Source organism: Rhizobium sp. 01T437 (genome assembly GCF_056398505.1).
The window spans coordinates 250,569-267,608 of record NZ_JBFTPM010000006.1; the positions used below are offsets into that span (position 1 = coordinate 250,569).

A 17,040-nucleotide genomic window follows, 5' to 3' on the forward strand; every position below is an offset into this window, starting at 1 on the left:
GTCAATCCGCGGGCAAAGAGGCTATAGCGCATGCAGATCAAATCAGAGGCGCGCCATGAGCAAGCGGCCCGGACCGAAGAGGTAACCGCCCGGCCGATGGCGACGCAGGACATCGATTTTTCCGACATCCTCGATGTGGAATTGCTGCAGGGACAATGCGACGCCATTGCCGAAGCCAACCGCAACCGTCCCGACGTGCTGCGGAGCGATCTTCTTGCCGTTTTGAAGAAAGCCAGCGTCGAAGGACGCAACAAGGCGCGCGAACTGCTCAACGCCCAGGGCGGCGGGCTTGATTGCGCCCACCGCATTTCCTGGCTGCAGGACCAGATCATAACCGTTCTCTATAATTTCGCCACCGCGCATGTCTTCCCGAAGCAGAAGGACAAATTCGCAGTCACGGCGGTCGGCGGCTACGGGCGCGACACACTGGCGCCGGGCTCCGATATCGACTTGCTCTTTCTCTTCCTGCCGAAGCCAGCGGAAGAGACGCATAAAGCCGTCGAGTTCATGCTCTACATGCTATGGGACATGGGCTTCAAGGTCGGCCACGCGACCCGCACCATCGAGGAATGCATCGCGCTTTCCAAATCCGACATGACGATCCGCACCGCCATCCTGGAGATGCGCTACATCTGCGGCCTGAAGTCGCTGGAGACGGAGCTGGAAGCCCGCTTCGACAAGGAAATCGTCACCGGCACGGGGCCGGAATTCATTGCCGCCAAGCTTGCCGAACGCGACGAACGCCACCGTAAGGCCGGCGACACGCGCTATCTCGTCGAGCCGAACGTCAAGGAGGGCAAGGGTGGCCTTCGTGACCTGCATACGCTCTTCTGGATTTCGAAATATTATTATCATGTCCGCGACCCGGCCGATCTGGTGCCGCTCGGCGTGCTGTCGAAGCAGGAATACCGGCTTCTGGAGAAGGCCGACGACTTTCTCTGGGCCGTGCGCTGCCACATGCATTTCCTGACCGGGAAAGCGGAGGAACGTCTTTCCTTCGATATCCAGCGCGAGATCGCCGAGGCGCTCGGCTATCATTCCCGCCCCGGCCTTTCGGCCGTCGAGCGTTTCATGAAGCACTATTTCCTGGTGGCTAAAGATGTCGGCGACCTGACGCGCATCCTCTGCGCCGCGCTCGAAGACCAGCAGGCGAAGTCGATCCCCGGTCTGACGGGCGTCATCAACCGCTTTACCCACCGCAATCGCAAGATCCCCGGCAGCGTCGAGTTCGTCGAAGATCGCGGCCGCATTGCGCTTGCCAATCCCGATGTCTTCAAGCGTGATCCGGTCAGCATCATCCGCCTGTTCCATGTGGCCGATATCAATGGGCTGGAATTCCATCCCGATGCGCTGAAGCGCGTCACGCGTTCGCTCGGCCTCATCAACAACGATCTGCGCGAGAATGACGAGGCCAACCGGCTTTTCCTGTCGATCCTCACCTCCAAGCGCGACCCCGCCCTCATCCTGCGGCGCATGAACGAGGCCGGCGTGCTTGGCCGCTTCATTCCCGAATTCGGCAAGATCGTCGCGATGATGCAGTTCAACATGTATCATCACTATACGGTCGACGAGCATCTGATCCGCGCCATCGACGTGCTGTCAGAGATCGACAAGGGCAAGGCGGAGGAGCTGCATCCGCTCGCCAACAAGCTGATGCCGCATATCGAGGACCGCGAGGCGCTTTATGTCGCCGTGCTGCTGCACGATATTGCCAAGGGCCGSCAGGAAGAYCATTCGATYGCCGGCGCSCGYGTYGCCCGCAARCTCWGYGCSCGCTTYGGCCTGTCGCAGAAGCAGGCCGAGATTGTCGTCTGGCTGATCGAGGAACACCTGACCATGTCGATGGTCGCCCAGACGCGCGACCTGACGGACCGCAAGACGATCACCGATTTTGCCGACCGTGTTCAGTCTCTCGACCGCCTGAAGATGCTGATGATCCTGACGATTTGCGACATCCGCGCCGTTGGACCGGGTGTGTGGAACGGCTGGAAGGGCCAGTTGCTGCGCACGCTCTACTATGAAACGGAACTGCTGCTCGCCGGCGGTTTCTCGGAAGTGTCGCGCAAGGAACGCGCGCAGGCTGCCGCCGAAGCGCTTTATGCAGCGCTTTCCGACTGGCCACAGAAGGATCGCCGCACCTACGCCAAGCTGCATTACCAGCCCTATCTGCTCTCCGTGCCGCTGGAAGACCAGATCCGCCATGCGCATTTCATCCGCCAGGCGGATAAGGCCGGCCAGGCGCTGGCAACCACAGTGCGCACGGACAGCTTCCACGCGATCACCGAAATCACCGTTCTCTCGCCCGACCATCCGCGCCTGCTCGCCGTCATTGCTGGAGCCTGTGCGGCAGCCGGCGCCAACATCGTCGATGCGCAGATCTTCACGACCTCGGATGGCCGGGCGCTCGATACGATCCATGTCAGTCGCGAGTTTCCGAACGACGAGGACGAACTTCGCCGCGCCGGCACGATCGGCCGGATGATCGAAGACGTGCTGTCAGGCCGCAAGCGCCTGCCCGATGTGATCGCCACCCGCGCGAAGAACCGTAAGAAGAGCAAGGCCTTCATCATTCCGCCGTCGGTGGCGATCACGAATAGCCTGTCGAACAAGTTCACGGTCATCGAGGTGGAATGCCTCGACCGGCCCGGCCTGCTATCGGAAATGACTGCTGTCCTGTCCGATCTGTCGCTCGACATCCAGTCGGCCCGCATCACCACCTTCGGTGAAAAAGTCATCGATACTTTCTACGTCACCGATCTTGTCGGCCAGAAGATCTCCGGTGACAGCAAGCGCGCCAATATCACCGCCCGTATGAAAGCGGTCATGGCCGAGGAGCAGGACGAACTGCGCGAACGCATGCCATCAGGGATCATCGCCCCTGCCGCTACCGCCGCCGAAAAGAAAGCCGATTCCCCCGCATGAGCCTCGTCAAGAAATTCGCCACGGTCGGCGGCGCCACGCTCGGAAGCCGTATCTTTGGTTTTGCCCGCGAAACGCTGATGGCAGCCGCTCTCGGCACCGGGCCGATGGCCGACGTTTTCTATGCCGCCTTCCGTTTCCCGAACCTCTTCCGCCGGCTCTTTGCCGAAGGCGCATTCAACGCCGCCTTCGTGCCGCTTTTCGCCAAGGAGATCGAGGCGAACGGCACTGATGGTGCCAAGCGCTTTTCGGAAGAAGTCTTCGGTGTTCTGTTCTCCGTCCTGCTGCTCATCACCATCGTGATGGAGCTTTCCATGCCGCTGCTGGTGCGCTTCGTCATCGCGCCGGGCTTTGCTGATGATCCCGAGAAATTCGGCATCACCATCCGCCTGGCGGCAGTCATGTTCCCTTATCTCATGTGCATGTCGCTGACGGCGATGATGAGCGGCATGCTGAATTCGCTGCATCACTTCTTCGCCGCGGCCGTCGCGCCTATCTTCCTCAATGTGGTGATGATCGGCGCGCTGTTCTACGCGCTCTATACCGGCGCCGAACCGTTGGCGACGGCGTGGTATCTTTCCTGGGGTGTGCTGGCAGCCGGCGTCCTGCAGCTCGCCGTCGTCTATCTCGGTGTCCTGCATGCCGGCATGAGCATCGGCTTCCGCTTCCCGAAGATGACACCGAACGTCAAGCGGCTGCTGATCCTTGCCGTTCCAGCGGCCGTCACGGGCGGTATTACGCAGATCAACCAGCTCATCGGCCAGGCAATCGCCTCTTCGCGCGAAGGCGCTATCGCCGCCCTGCAATATGCCGACCGCATCTACCAGCTTCCCCTCGGCGTCGTCGGCGTCGCCGTCGGTGTGGTCCTGCTGCCCGAACTCGCCCGCGCACTGAAGAGTGGGGCATTGCGCGAAGCGGGCTATCTGCAGAACCGCTCGATCGAATTCGTGCTGTTCATGACGATTCCTGCCGCCTTCGCGCTCTGGATCCTCTCCGACGAGATCATCCGCGTGCTCTATGAGCGTGGCGCCTTCCACCAGGAAAACACGTTCATCGTCGGCTCGATACTGGCCATCTACGGCATCGGCCTGCCGGCTTTCGTGCTGATCAAGGCGCTGCAGCCGGGCTTTTATGCCCGCGAGGACACCAAGACGCCGATGCGTTTCTCGGCTGTTGCCGTCGCGGTCAACTGTGCTACGGCGCTGACGCTCTTTCCCTATATGGGCGCGCCCGGCATCGCGGTAGCCGAAGCCACGGCCGGCTGGATCAGCACCGTGCTGCTTTTCACGACACTTCTGCGCCGCGGCCATCTGACATGGGAATGGGCGCTTGCCAAACGCGCCGTCCTGCTGATCGTCGCCTCTGCCGTCATGGGCGCCGTCATCTTCTACCTCAAGCAGCACTGGGCGCCCTGGCTTGCCTCGGGCGCACCGCTTCTGACCAAGGTCGGCACGCTTGGTCTGCTGATTACGATTTCGATGGTCGTCTATTTCGCGACAGCCTTCCTGATCGGCGGGGCGGACCTCGGCATGATCCGCCGCAACCTCAACCGCAAGCCGGCGCCGGTGAAAGATGCCTAACGCCCTTTYTTCGCAATTCCGGACGCAAAACCGCTGCACACTTTTGCTGGAATTGCTTTAGCAATCCACCCATCGTCGCTGCGGCCCGACATCGACGTGGACGATGCCATTGCAATAGGTGCCGATCCCTCCGATGCCGGGTGCGGTTTTCGCAGCGGCGACGATCGTGCGCTCTGACACGCCGGGAATCCGGATATCAGCCGCAAGGCATTTCCCGTGCATGGAACCGTGGCGGCGGGGATGTGGCCGGAAGCCCGAAGTTATCATCGGCCGTCGTCCGGTCTTTGCCGCGATATGCGACAGGACCGCCCGCAATCGCTCCGGGAAGCAGCCGGCGCGAACGCTGACGGTCTGCATCGTGTAAGCAATACGCGTCTCGTATTTGGGAAGTTGACTGGTCTGCCGTCGATTATCTTGACCGACGGCCGTCGTTGCTGATTGTAGGGCGAAAAGGCCTGCCATGGCGAGCAAACTAGCGTTCTGCATGGTCCCTCCGATCGGTTATCCCGACGGCCCCTTGGGCCGCCAGCCCGGCGAGAGGATTTTCAGTTCAAAGAAAGCTTTTCTGTGAAATTTTATACTCAGTTTTAGCTAAACACACTGATCAATTTGGCGTAAAACCGGGCACTTTTCTGCATATAAATGGAATAAACGTCCGAATCTGGAGATCTCATGATCCAATCTCTGTTTCTCGTCACCCTCGTCGTCGACGATTATGACCGTGCCAAAGCCTTCTATTGTGAGGCCCTCGGCTTCGAATGCCTTCAGGACGAAGTACAGCCGGAAGGCAAGCGCTGGGTCGTCGTCAAGCCGAAGAGCGGGGATGGCGCGGCCTTTCTACTGGCGCAGGCGGCAAATGAAGCGCAGCGAGCTGCTGTCGGAAATCAGACCGGCGGGCGTGTCGGCTTCTTCCTCAAGACCGACGATTTTGCGCGCGATCACGCAGCGATGCTTGATGCCGGCGTTCACTTTCTGGAGAAGCCGCGACATGAGGTTTATGGCACCGTTGCGGTCTTTTCGGATCCTTACGGCAACACCTTCGACCTCATTCAACACGCTGCACCCACCGCCTCTTGATTGCGACCGGGAGCGCGTGCATAAGCGCCCGCGTTAGCAACATGGGCCTTTGGCCCTGGGGCCCTCCACCAGCCTAATCGAGGACAACATCATGGGCGAATTCAAGAAGCTCGTATTCTCCGGCGTTCAGCCGACGGGCAATCTGCATCTCGGCAATTATCTCGGCGCGATCCGCCGCTTCGTGCAGCTCCAGGACGGCAACGACTGCATCTATTGCGTCGTCGACCTGCATGCGCTGACCGCGCAGCTAGTCCATGAGGACATGCTGTCGCAGACGCGCTCGATCGCAGCCGCCTTCATCGCTTCCGGCATCGACGCTGAAAAGCATATCGTCTTCAACCAGTCCGCCGTGCCACAGCACGCCGAACTCGCCTGGATCTTCAATTGTGTCGCCCGCCTCGGCTGGATGAACCGCATGACGCAGTTCAAGGACAAGGCCGGCAAGGACCGCGAGCAGGCCTCGCTGGGTCTTTACGCCTATCCGAGCCTGATGGCTGCCGACATTCTCGTCTACCGCGCCACGCATGTGCCCGTCGGCGAGGATCAGAAGCAGCACCTCGAGCTGACGCGTGACATCGCGATGAAGTTCAATCTCGATTACGCCTCGCATATCCGCAAGACGAATTACGGGATCGACATCACCGTCGGCGACGAGCCTGTGCATGCCTATTTCCCGATGGTCGAACCGCTGATCGGCGGGCCGGCGCCGCGCGTCATGTCGCTGCGCGACGGCACGAAGAAGATGTCGAAGTCCGATCCGTCGGATCTTTCGCGCATCAACCTGATGGACGACGAGGATGCGATCTCCAAAAAGATCCGCAAGGCCAAGACCGACCCGGATGGCTTGCCGAGCGAAATCGCCGGTCTCGAAAACCGGCCGGAGGCTGAAAACCTCGTCTCGATCTATGCCGCACTCGCCGACAAAACGAGGGAACAGGTGCTCGCCGAATTTGGCGGCCAGCAGTTCTCCGTCTTCAAGCCGGCGCTGATCGATCTCGCTGTCCAGGTGCTGTCGCCGATAACAGGCGAAATGCGCCGTCTGATGAACGATACGAGCCATATCGATGCGATTCTGCGCAACGGCAACGAGCGCGCAAGGGCACGCGCCGACGTGACGATGCGCGAACTTCGCGAGATCATCGGCTTCCTCTACTAGTCCGATCGACATGCAGAGCTCCCGTGCAAAACGGGGGCTTGCAAATTTTTGGTCTCAGGTGTCAGAGTTTGCATCATGGTATCAAAGCGACTCTCACGGCTCGAAGGTCATCGCCGCAAATTCATGGCGGTGATAGACGGGACACCCGAATGCCAACGCGCCGTCCATTATGCCGGACGGCGCGCCAAGAATTCCAATGGCGGCCTCGTTCTTCTCTATGTGATCCCGGAAGGCGATTTTCAGCAATGGCTTGGCGTCGAGGAGATCATGCGGGCGGAAGCCCGCGAGGAGGCGGAAGCCACTGTCGCCAAGATCGCACAAATCGTGCGCGAGACGATCGGCATCGAACCGGAGATCGTCATCCGCGAGGGCAATTCGGCTGAGCAGATCAATGCGGTGATCGAGGAAGACAGGGACGTCGCCATCCTCGTGCTTGCCGCAGGCTCCGCCAAGGAGGGACCGGGACCGCTGGTTTCGTCCGTCGCAGGACGTGGAGCTGCCTTTCCCATTCCCGTCACCGTGCTTCCCGACACGCTGACGAATGAAGAAATCGACGCCCTCTGTTAAGCCATTTCTTGAGTATCAGTCTCTTGAATCGGCCGGACAATAGGCTTATTTTCTTTTGAAGAATTCTAAAGACGGCAGAGGCCACGGCCCGCCGCATGGAGAGCGAGATGTTCATTCAGACCGAAGCCACGCCGAACCCAGCAACGCAGAAGTTCCTTCCTGGCAAGGTCGTAATGGAAAACGGCACGGCCGAATTCCGCAATGCCGATGAAGCCCAGGCTTCGCCGCTCGCTGCCCGTCTTTTCGAGATTCCGGGCGTGACCGGCGTCTATTTCGGCTACGATTTCATCTCCGTCTCCAAGGACGATGCCGAGTGGCAGCATCTGAAGCCGGCTATTCTCGGCTCGATCATGGAGCATTTCATGTCCGGCAAGCCGGTCATGGGCGATGCCTCCATCCTCTCGGAAGACATCGATGCCGGCGATGAGTTCTTCGATGAAGGTGACGAATCGATCGTGCTCACCATCAAGGAACTGCTGGAGACGCGTGTGCGTCCGGCTGTTGCCCAGGATGGCGGCGACATCACCTTCCGCGGCTTCAAGGACGGTAAGGTTTACCTCAATATGAAGGGTTCCTGCTCCGGCTGCCCGTCTTCGACGGCAACGCTGAAGCACGGCGTCCAGAACCTGCTGCGCCATTTTGTTCCGGAAGTGCAGGAAGTGATTGCCGCTTAAAATGTAAGATTCGTCCGGCCGTTCATCTAGGGTTCGGCCAGACGGATTTATGGATAGGCGACAATAGTTTATTCGGAAATTGATAGCATGATCGTTCTGGCGCTCGACACGGCAGGTGTGGATTGCGCTGCCGCTATTTATGACAGCGGCAGGGATACGATGCTGGGGGAGGCATCGGACATGATCGGCAAGGGGCATGCTGAACATCTGATGGGTATCGTCGACCGCGCGCTGGATCAGGCGGGCGTCGCACTTTCGGATGTCGACCGCCTTGCCGTCACCATCGGCCCCGGCTCCTTTACCGGTATCCGCGTTGGCGTTGCCGCAGCCCGCGGCTTTGCGCTTTCCCTCAATATTCCCGCTGTCGGCATAACCACGCTGGAAGTGATGGCCGCCGCCCAGCGCGAAAAGACGCCTGGCCGCGCAGTGCTCGCGGCGATGGATGCCAAGCGGGACGAAATCTACCTCCAGTCTTTTGCAGCCGACGGCTCAGCGCTCGATGAGCCCCGGGCGGTCAGCATTGCCGAAGCGCAGGCTTTCGCTGCCGGTTTCGACGGCGAGATCACCGGTTCGGCAATCCCGATCCTGAAGCCGGATGCAACGGGCGAATACGCCAACTCCTTCCCGATCTCCCTCGTGGCGCGTCTTGGTGCTGCCGCGAACCCGAATACCGGAAAGCCGAAGCCCCTTTATCTGCGCGGACCCGATGCCAAACCGCAGGCCGGGTATGCGATTGCAAGAGTATGACGATGCTGGAAGCCTATCTGACGCTGAAACCGGAATTCGAAATCGTCGTCATGGAGCCGGAGGATTGCCTCGACGTTTCCGTCCTGCATGGCGAGCGCTTTGCCCGCCCTTGGGGTGACGGCGAATTCCACAGCCTGCTTTCGCAGAACACCGTCTTCGGCTTTGTCGCTCGCCAGACCAATGCCATCCTGAAAAAGACGCTGCCGGGCTTCATCCTGGCGCGCCAGGTGGCGGGCGAGGCGGAAATCCTGACGGTCGCCGTGCAGGCGAAGGTCGCGCGTTCAGGCCTCGGCTGGCGGCTGATGCAGGCCGCCATGCGCGAAGCACGCCTTCGTGGCGGCGAGAACATGTTCCTGGAAGTCGATAACGGCAATACCGCCGCCCTCGGCCTTTACCGCAAGCTTGGCTTCGAGGTGGCTGGCGAGCGCAAAGGCTATTATAAGGATGCCAATGGGGCTACCTCCACGGCGCTTGTCATGAAGCGCGTTCTTCGGTAGTTCCCTTCTCGGCAGGAATAGCGAGAAGGCAGCCATGACTGAGGTAGCCAAAACCCTTGAGGAGCTTTGCGCTGAACGCGGCATGCGCATGACCGAGCAGCGCCGGGTGATCGCGCGCATTCTTGAGGACTCCGAAGATCACCCCGATGTCGAGGAACTCTATCGCCGCTCCGTCAAGGTCGACGCCAAGATTTCGATTTCGACGGTTTATCGCACGGTGAAGCTGTTCGAGGATGCCGGTATCATCGCCCGCCACGATTTCCGTGACGGCCGCTCCCGCTACGAGACAGTGCCTGAAGAGCATCACGACCATCTGATCGATCTGAAGACTGGTGTCGTCATCGAATTCCGTTCGCCGGAGATCGAGGCGCTGCAGGAGCGGATCGCTCGCGAGCACGGCTTCAAGCTGGTGGATCACCGCCTGGAACTCTATGGCATCCCGCTGAAGAAAGACGAAATCTGATATCATGGCAGTCCGGGAGCGCCGCATTTGATCGTCTGGCTGCGCATCGCCTTCGCCATTACCGGCATCATTGTCGTCAGCATCCTGCTCATGCCGCTACAGGTGCTGGCGCTGCGTTTCGACTGGAAACTCAGGCGTACCCTGCCCCGGCGCTGGCATCGTATCGTCTGCTATTGTCTCGGCATCCGCATTCAGGTGCGCGGCACGCTTGAGAGCCGCCGGCCGCTGATGCTCTGTTCCAACCATTCTTCGTGGATGGACATCATGGTCATGTCGGCCGTGGCCGACGTCGCCTTCATCGCCAAGATCGAGGTGCGCGACTGGCCGATTTTCGGCACGCTCGCCAAGCTGCAGAAAAGCGTCTTCGTGGTGCGGGAGGAAAAGCGCCGCACCGGCCATCAGGCGAGCGAGATCGCCGGCCGCATGGCAGACGGCGAAATCGTCGTTCTTTTTCCCGAGGGAACGACCTCTGATGGCAATCGACTGCTGGAGGTCAAATCGTCGCTCTTCGGCGCTGCCGCAATGGCCGTGCCCCATTCCCCGACCGGCGGCGTCATGGTCCAGCCGGTTTCCATCGCCTATACGCAGGTGCATGGTATCGCCATGGGCCGCTATCACCGCCCGCTTGCGGCATGGCCCGGCGATATCGAGCTTCTACCGCATCTGACCGACATCATGAAATGCGGCGCGATCGATGCCGAAGTCTCCTTCGGCGAGGCGATCGAATATGGCGAAAAGACCAATCGCAAGGACGTCAGCGCGACGATCGCTGCTCGCATCCGCAACCTGTTGAACCGCAGCCTGCGCGGCCGCGCGATCGACTGATCCGAGATACCCTTTTCTCGCGCGTCAAAAACCACTAGATAACGGGCCATGACCCAGGACAGCGCCCTTCTTCAGGCCCCGGAGGCTTCTCTCCGCGATGGCTCCAACAGCCGAAAGGTTTTCATCAAGACCTATGGCTGCCAGATGAACGTCTACGACTCGACGCGCATGAGCGATGCTCTTGCCCGCGACGGCTATGAGACGACCGAGGACATGGAAGAGGCCGACCTCGTCCTGCTCAACACCTGCCATATCCGCGAGAAGGCCGCCGAGAAGGTCTATTCCGCGCTTGGGCGCCTGCGCGAGATGAAGAAGCGCAAGGCGGCCGACGGCCGCGAGATGATGATCGGTGTTGCCGGTTGCGTAGCGCAGGCGGAAGGCGAGGAAATCCTGCGCCGTGCGCCGGCTGTCGATGTGGTCATCGGCCCACAGACCTATCACCGCCTGCCGGAAGCGCTGCGTCGCGCCAAGGAAGGCCACCGCGTCATCGATACGGAATATGCAATCGAGGACAAGTTCGAGCACCTGCCGATCGCCGAGGCACCGAAGATCCGTGCCCGTGGCGTGACCGCCTTCCTGACGGTTCAGGAAGGCTGCGACAAGTTCTGCACCTTCTGCGTCGTGCCCTATACGCGCGGCTCCGAAGTGTCGCGGCCAGTCGCACAAATCGTCGAGGAGGCGATGAAGCTCGTTGATGGCGGCGTGCGCGAAATCACCCTGCTTGGGCAGAACGTCAATGCCTGGCATGGCGTCGGCCCGAAGGGCGAAGAGTGGAGCCTTGGCGACCTGCTCTACCGGCTTGCAGATATCCCCGGCCTTGCGCGGCTTCGCTACACGACCAGCCACCCGCGCGACATGGACACCCGGCTGATCGAGGCCCATCGCGACCTTCGCACGCTAATGCCTTATCTGCACCTTCCGGTTCAGGCCGGTTCGGACCGCATTCTAAAGGCCATGAACCGCCGCCACACGGCAGCCGAATATCTTTCCCTCATCGAGCGCATCCGCAAAGCCCGCCCCGATATCGCGCTCTCAGGCGACTTCATTACCGGCTTTCCGGGGGAGACAGACCGGGAATTTGAGGATACACTAAAACTCGTTGAGGAGGTTCGTTATGCACAGGCTTTCTCGTTCAAATATTCGACGCGGCCAGGTACGCCCGGAGCGGAATTGAAGGACCAAGTGCCGGAAAACATCAAGGCAGAACGGCTGGAACGCCTGCAGGCGCTGCTTCTCAAGCAGACGCAGGAATTCAACGAGTCCTGCATCGGCAAGGAAATCGATCTTCTCCTGGAAAAGCCCGGCCGTATGCCCGGCCAACTTATTGGCCGCTCACCGTGGCTGCAGTCCGTGAATGTTGATGCAAAAGCATCGCAAATCGGTGACATTATTAAAGTGCGAATCACAGGAACCGGAACCAACAGCCTGTTTGCCGAACGCGCAGAGGCTGAGGTCTAACCCAAGGAGCTCGACCGCTTGAACGGACAGGAATTGGTTTCCACTTCACCGCGCCACCCACGCATTGCGAGCGACGCCAATCACTTCGTCCTGACGTTCGAGAACAATCGGTTCGCCAGCGAACTTTTCGGACAGTTCGATCAGAATCTCAAGCTGCTGGAACAGCGGCTCCATATCGATGCGCGGGCGCGCGGCAATTCCGTTGTCATCACCGGCGATGTGCTGGCCACCAATCAGGCGCGGCGCACACTCGATTACCTCTATGAAAAACTCCAGAAAGGCGGCAGTGTGGAGCGTTCAGACGTGGAAGGCGCAATCCGTATGGCGGTTGCCGCCGACGATCAGCTCACGCTGCCGACGATGGAGAAAAAAGCCAAATTGACGATGGCGCAGATTTCGACGCGCAAGAAGACGATCATCGCGCGCACGCCGACACAGGATGCCTATATGCGGGCGCTCGAGCGTTCGGAGATGGTGTTCGGCGTTGGTCCGGCCGGTACCGGCAAGACCTATCTCGCCGTCGCTCATGCCGCCCAGCTTCTGGAGCGTGGCGCGGTCGAAAAGATCATCCTTTCGAGACCGGCCGTCGAAGCCGGCGAACGCCTGGGCTTCCTGCCGGGTGATATGAAGGAGAAAGTCGATCCCTATCTGCGCCCGCTTTATGACGCGCTCTACGACATGATGCCCGGCGATAAGGTGGAACGGGCGATTACCGCCGGCGTCATCGAAATCGCGCCGCTTGCCTTCATGCGTGGACGCACGCTCGCCAATGCCGCCGTCATCCTCGATGAGGCGCAGAACACCACGGCGATGCAAATGAAGATGTTCCTGACGCGCCTTGGCGAGAACTCGCGGATGATCATTACCGGCGACCCGAGCCAGATCGACTTGCCGCGTGGCGTCAAATCCGGCCTTGTAGAGGCGCTGCATCTCTTGAACGACGTCGAGGGTATTTCGATCGTGCGCTTCAAGGATGTCGACGTCGTTCGCCATCCGCTCGTCGGCCGCATCGTCAAGGCCTATGACGCGACCTATACCGCAGCAAACGAAGAGGCCAGCCGGCAGGACTGATGGCCGAGCTCGACATACAGATCAGCATCGAGGACACGGGCTGGCCCGCCGAAGATGTATTGCATGCTCTTGGCGAACGCGTGTTGGGTGCGGCTGTCACTTACCTGCGGGAAGAGGAACAGCAACCGTTCCCGAAGATGCCGCCGGAAGTTTCGCTCGTCTTCACCGACGATGCGTCCATCCAGGACATCAATGCGGAATGGCGCGGCAAGGACAAGCCGACCAACGTGCTGTCGTTTCCGGCCTTTCCGGTCAAACCCGGCAAAATGCCCGGTCCGATGCTCGGCGATATCATCATTGCCCTGGAAACGGTCGAGCGCGAGGCGCAAGAGCTCGAAAAGAGCTTTGATGATCATCTGACCCATCTTATGGTGCATGGTTTCTTGCATCTGCTCGGCTACGACCATATGAATAATGACGAAGCCGAAATTATGGAGGGGCTGGAGACTCGCATTTTGGCAGTACTCGGCCTATCTGACCCCTACGAGGGTCAAGACCTTAAAATGGAACCATGAGCGACTTTTCAACGAAGCCGGCGTCAGACGCCAGGGACTCCGAGCAATCCTCCTCTTCCGATGAGGGTGGCAGTAGTCGACACCGACCGCAATCCTTCTGGTCACGCGCCGCGCGCATCTTAAGACCGCAACAAGGCTCGCGCCTGCGTGAAGACATCGCCGACGCGCTGATGACCGACCCGGCTGCAGCCGATGCCTTTTCGCCCGACGAGCGGGCGATGCTCCACAATATCCTGCGCTTCCGCGAAGTGCGCGTTGCCGACGTGATGGTGCCGCGCGCCGATATCGAGGCGGTCGACCAGAACATCACGATCGGCGAACTGATGATCCTCTTCGAGGAAAGCGGCCGTTCACGCATGCCTGTCTATGCCGAAACGCTCGATGACCCGCGCGGCATGGTGCATATCCGCGATCTTCTTTCCTACGTCGCCAAGCAGGCACGCAACAAGCGCCGCAGCGGTACAAAGCCTGCGGCAGGCACGCCCGCCATCGAGGTCTCTCCGGAAAATATCCAGAAGGCGCCGCGCTCGGCCAAGCCGAACTTCGATCTCGGGCGCGTCGACTTGCAGAAGACGCTCGCCGAAACCGGCATTATCAGACAGATCCTCTTCGTGCCGCCTTCCATGCTGGCATCCGATCTTCTGCGCCGCATGCAGGTGAACCGCACACAGATGGCGCTGGTCATCGACGAATATGGCGGCACTGACGGCCTCGCCTCGCACGAAGATATTGTGGAGATGGTGATAGGCGATATCGACGACGAACATGACGATGAGGAAGTCATGTTCAAACGCATTTCGGAGGACGTCTTCGTTGCCGATGCGCGCGTCGAGCTCGAGGAGATTGCCGAAGCCATCGGTCCAGATTTCGACATCAGCGAGCAGATTGATGAGGTCGATACGCTGGGAGGCCTGATCTTCTCGGCACTGGGGCGCATCCCAGTGCGCGGAGAAGTCGTCCAGGCCCTGTCGGATTTCGAATTCCACATCCTCGATGCCGATCCGCGCCGCATCAAGCGGGTGCGCATCACCCGCAAGCGCCAGGCAATCCGCCGCCGCGCCAAGGCGGATGGTGACGGGCCGCCCATCGGCGACGGAAACGATGATCGGTCGGCGGAATCGACCGCAAACTGACCTTTCCGTAAGACGACAAGCGCGCGCTTTTTTGAAAGACTGCGATTGGATTGATTCGCGGCTTTGATGGGGGTGCGCATGGAGCGGCTTGCGGACAGGATTATCCTCGTCTGGGGTTTCAAACGGTCATTGCTTGCGATCGCAGCAGGCGCCTTTGGCGTCCTGGCGCTGCCTCCCATCGGCTTCTTCGCCGCGATGTTCGTTTCCTTCACGCTACTCGTCTGGCTGATCGACGGGGCGGCCGCCTCGCCTGAAAGCAGCCTTCCCGGCAGGCTCTGGCCGGCATTTGCCACGGGCTGGCTGTTCGGCTTCGGTTACTTCGTTGCGGGGCTCTGGTGGGTTGGGCATGCGCTGCTGATCGATTCAGAGGAGTTTGCCTGGGCTTTGCCGCTCGCGATCCTCGGCCTTCCGGCCTGCCTTGCCATCTTCTACGGCTTGGCTGCAGCGCTTGCCCGTATCTTCTGGTCCGATGGCATGGGGCGGATTGCAGCACTTGCTGCCAGCTTCGGCCTGCTTGAGTGGGTACGCAGCTTCATCTTCACCGGTTTTCCGTGGAACACCATCGGCTATGCCATGATGCCCATGCCTGTCATGATGCAGTCCGCGCATGTGATCGGTACCATGGGGGTGACGGCTCTCTCGGTCTTCGTCTTTGCTGCCCCTGCCCTGCTCGGAACGCGGCAGGGAGCGAAACTCGGCATCAGCCTCGCGGCAATCCTCTTTGCGGCGCATCTCGGTTACGGCGCCTATATCCTCTATCTCACGCCGAAGCCCGAGGCGTTACCCGAGGACAAGCGGCCTGTGATTCGCCTGGTCCAGCCGGCAATCGATCAATCCGCCAAGATGGACAATGATGCGGATCGCGAGGCGATCTTCGAGACACATCTCAAGCTTTCGACTGAGCCTCCCAAGGAAGGCAGCAAGAGGCCTGACATCATCGTGTGGCCGGAAACCTCGATCCCCTTTATCCTCACCGACAACAAGGATGCGCTGACGCGGATTGCCGATACGCTCGACGACGACCAGATCCTGATCGCAGGCGCCGTGCGCGCTGAAGAACTCGGCCCCGGCTATCCCACCCGCTATTATAATTCGATCTATGTGATCGATGGGCGGGGGCAGATCGTCGCCGCCTCCGACAAGGTGCATCTCGTTCCCTTCGGCGAATATCTTCCCTTCGAGGACATGCTCAACGAACTTGGCATCCAGAATGTGGTGGAGATGCCGGGCGGTTTTTCGGCGGCCGCCAGCCGTCATCTGCTCGAGCTTCCGAGCGGGCTGAAATTCTATCCGCTCGTCTGCTACGAGATCATCTTCCCGGACGAAATGACCGGCGACATCGGCCAAGCGAACGCCATTCTCAACATCACGAATGACAGCTGGTTCGGCTCAACACCGGGTCCCTACCAGCATTTTCAGCAGGCACGCGTACGAGCGGTTGAGACCGGTTTGCCGCTGATTCGCGATGCGAATAGTGGAATTTCGGCGGTTGTAGACGCGCGCGGCGAAATCGTTTCAGGTCTAAAATTGGACGAAATGGGCTTTATTGATGCAACTCTCGATGGATTCGGAAAAAACAAGGGAAGCCCATACCCCCGCCAAACGTACTTCTGGTTGACTGAAACGTTACTGATGATCATTGCGCTAATTTCACGCAGGGGTTTTATTTTCAGGTTGAATTGACCGAAAACCCCTAAAATTGCATAGTGGTCGCAATCGGCGTTAGTAACGTATGCTTCAAGGTGGGTTATCGCGACTTGCAACGTGGCGTTACGGAATGAGGTCAGGGCATGCCGGTTAGAACAGAGTTGAATTTTTCTTTGCTAGGGCACGACCATGATTGAAAATAAGAAGAAGCCGAATCCTATCGACATCCATGTCGGTAGCCGCATTCGACTTCGCCGTACTATGTTAGGCATGAGCCAGGAGAAGCTCGGCGAAAGCCTCGGCATCACCTTTCAGCAAATCCAGAAATACGAGAAGGGTACCAACCGCGTTGGTGCCAGCCGCCTCCAGAACATTTCAAGCATCCTCAACGTTCCCGTTTCCTTCTTCTTCGAAGACGCTCCCGGCGAACATTCCGGTGCCTTGACAGGCATGTCGGAAGCCTCGAGTTCGAACTACGTCGTCGATTTCCTCTCCTCTTCGGAAGGTCTCCAGCTCAACCGCGCATTTGTGAAGATCACCGATCCCAAGGTTCGTCGCAAAGTCGTCGAACTGGTGAAGGCACTGGCGGCGGAAGCCGACTCCGACTGAGCGTCCCCCACGCTCGGAAAGCTTAAGGCGGCTCAAAAGGCCGCCTTTTTGCGTTTTTGGGGCAAAATTTGTCATTTCGCCGCAGATATAAAGATATATTTA

17 protein-coding genes are annotated in these 17,040 nt (G+C 59.8%); 16 read left to right on the forward strand and 1 reads right to left on the reverse strand.

Going from position 1 to position 17,040, the window contains the following annotated elements; genetic code table 11:
• The first annotated feature begins 30 nt into the window (after positions 1 to 30).
• Complete coding sequence (locus AC1DM5_RS14255; protein WP_477975154.1) at positions 31 to 2,922, forward strand: [protein-PII] uridylyltransferase; 2,892 nt, start codon at positions 31 to 33, stop codon at positions 2,920 to 2,922.
• Positions 2,919 to 4,499: a murein biosynthesis integral membrane protein MurJ gene (gene murJ, locus AC1DM5_RS14260; protein ID WP_477819094.1), complete on the forward strand. Its 1,581-nt coding sequence runs from the start codon at positions 2,919 to 2,921 to the stop codon at positions 4,497 to 4,499. The genes AC1DM5_RS14255 and murJ overlap by 4 nt, the downstream gene beginning before the upstream one ends.
• Positions 4,500 to 4,556: 57 nt before the next feature.
• Here murJ and AC1DM5_RS14265 read toward each other — a convergent pair whose 3' ends face one another.
• Complete coding sequence (locus AC1DM5_RS14265) at positions 4,557 to 4,985, reverse strand: YcbK family protein (protein WP_113182141.1); 429 nt, start codon at positions 4,983 to 4,985, stop codon at positions 4,557 to 4,559.
• Between the two features lie 186 nt (positions 4,986 to 5,171).
• Between AC1DM5_RS14265 and AC1DM5_RS14270 the strand changes: the two genes are divergently transcribed.
• The 14 genes from AC1DM5_RS14270 (at position 5,172) to AC1DM5_RS14335 (ending at position 16,938) form a co-directional block, all read left to right on the forward strand.
• A complete protein-coding gene (locus tag AC1DM5_RS14270; protein WP_477819095.1) occupies positions 5,172 to 5,576 on the forward strand; it encodes a VOC family protein in 405 nt (134 codons plus the stop codon).
• 91 nt (positions 5,577 to 5,667) lie between these two features.
• Positions 5,668 to 6,732, forward strand: coding sequence for a tryptophan--tRNA ligase (trpS, locus tag AC1DM5_RS14275; protein ID WP_477819096.1), 1,065 nt, complete (start codon positions 5,668 to 5,670; stop codon positions 6,730 to 6,732).
• 75 nt (positions 6,733 to 6,807) lie between these two features.
• Positions 6,808 to 7,299 carry a universal stress protein gene (locus AC1DM5_RS14280; protein ID WP_007814929.1) on the forward strand — a complete coding sequence of 164 codons (492 nt, stop codon included), beginning with the start codon at positions 6,808 to 6,810 and terminating at the stop codon, positions 7,297 to 7,299.
• Positions 7,300 to 7,406: 107 nt separating this feature from the next.
• Positions 7,407 to 7,973, forward strand: a complete 567-nt coding sequence (locus tag AC1DM5_RS14285) for a NifU family protein (protein ID WP_007814928.1) — start codon at positions 7,407 to 7,409, stop codon at positions 7,971 to 7,973.
• Between the two features lie 87 nt (positions 7,974 to 8,060).
• Complete coding sequence (gene tsaB / locus AC1DM5_RS14290) at positions 8,061 to 8,720, forward strand: tRNA (adenosine(37)-N6)-threonylcarbamoyltransferase complex dimerization subunit type 1 TsaB (RefSeq protein ID WP_477819097.1); 660 nt, start codon at positions 8,061 to 8,063, stop codon at positions 8,718 to 8,720.
• The gene (locus AC1DM5_RS14295; protein WP_477819098.1) at positions 8,717 to 9,217 is read left to right on the forward strand and encodes a GNAT family N-acetyltransferase; all 501 of its coding nucleotides are present in this window, start codon (positions 8,717 to 8,719) and stop codon (positions 9,215 to 9,217) included. Before tsaB ends, AC1DM5_RS14295 begins: the two co-directional genes overlap by 4 nt.
• A 34-nt stretch (positions 9,218 to 9,251) precedes the next feature.
• A complete protein-coding gene (locus AC1DM5_RS14300; protein ID WP_007814920.1) occupies positions 9,252 to 9,680 on the forward strand; it encodes a Fur family transcriptional regulator in 429 nt (142 codons plus the stop codon).
• A 27-nt stretch (positions 9,681 to 9,707) separates the two neighbouring features.
• Complete coding sequence (gene olsA, locus AC1DM5_RS14305) at positions 9,708 to 10,505, forward strand: lyso-ornithine lipid O-acyltransferase (protein WP_477975156.1); 798 nt, start codon at positions 9,708 to 9,710, stop codon at positions 10,503 to 10,505.
• Positions 10,506 to 10,553: 48 nt separating this feature from the next.
• Positions 10,554 to 11,963, forward strand: coding sequence for a tRNA (N6-isopentenyl adenosine(37)-C2)-methylthiotransferase MiaB (gene miaB / locus AC1DM5_RS14310; RefSeq protein WP_477819099.1), 1,410 nt, complete (start codon positions 10,554 to 10,556; stop codon positions 11,961 to 11,963).
• Positions 11,964 to 11,981: 18 nt separating this feature from the next.
• Positions 11,982 to 13,034, forward strand: coding sequence for a PhoH family protein (locus tag AC1DM5_RS14315; protein ID WP_113323564.1), 1,053 nt, complete (start codon positions 11,982 to 11,984; stop codon positions 13,032 to 13,034).
• Entirely contained in the window at positions 13,034 to 13,549 is a 516-nt protein-coding gene (gene ybeY, locus AC1DM5_RS14320; protein WP_113323563.1) for an rRNA maturation RNase YbeY, read from the forward strand. Before AC1DM5_RS14315 ends, ybeY begins: the two co-directional genes overlap by 1 nt.
• The gene (locus tag AC1DM5_RS14325) at positions 13,546 to 14,682 is read left to right on the forward strand and encodes a hemolysin family protein (protein WP_477819100.1); all 1,137 of its coding nucleotides are present in this window, start codon (positions 13,546 to 13,548) and stop codon (positions 14,680 to 14,682) included. The genes ybeY and AC1DM5_RS14325 overlap by 4 nt, the downstream gene beginning before the upstream one ends.
• A gap of 78 nt (positions 14,683 to 14,760) precedes the next feature.
• Positions 14,761 to 16,365 (forward strand): apolipoprotein N-acyltransferase, encoded by a 1,605-nt coding sequence (lnt, locus tag AC1DM5_RS14330; protein WP_477819101.1) that lies wholly within the window; start codon positions 14,761 to 14,763, stop codon positions 16,363 to 16,365.
• A gap of 153 nt (positions 16,366 to 16,518) precedes the next feature.
• Positions 16,519 to 16,938 (forward strand): helix-turn-helix domain-containing protein, encoded by a 420-nt coding sequence (locus tag AC1DM5_RS14335; protein ID WP_007814904.1) that lies wholly within the window; start codon positions 16,519 to 16,521, stop codon positions 16,936 to 16,938.
• Positions 16,939 to 17,040 lie beyond the last annotated feature (102 nt).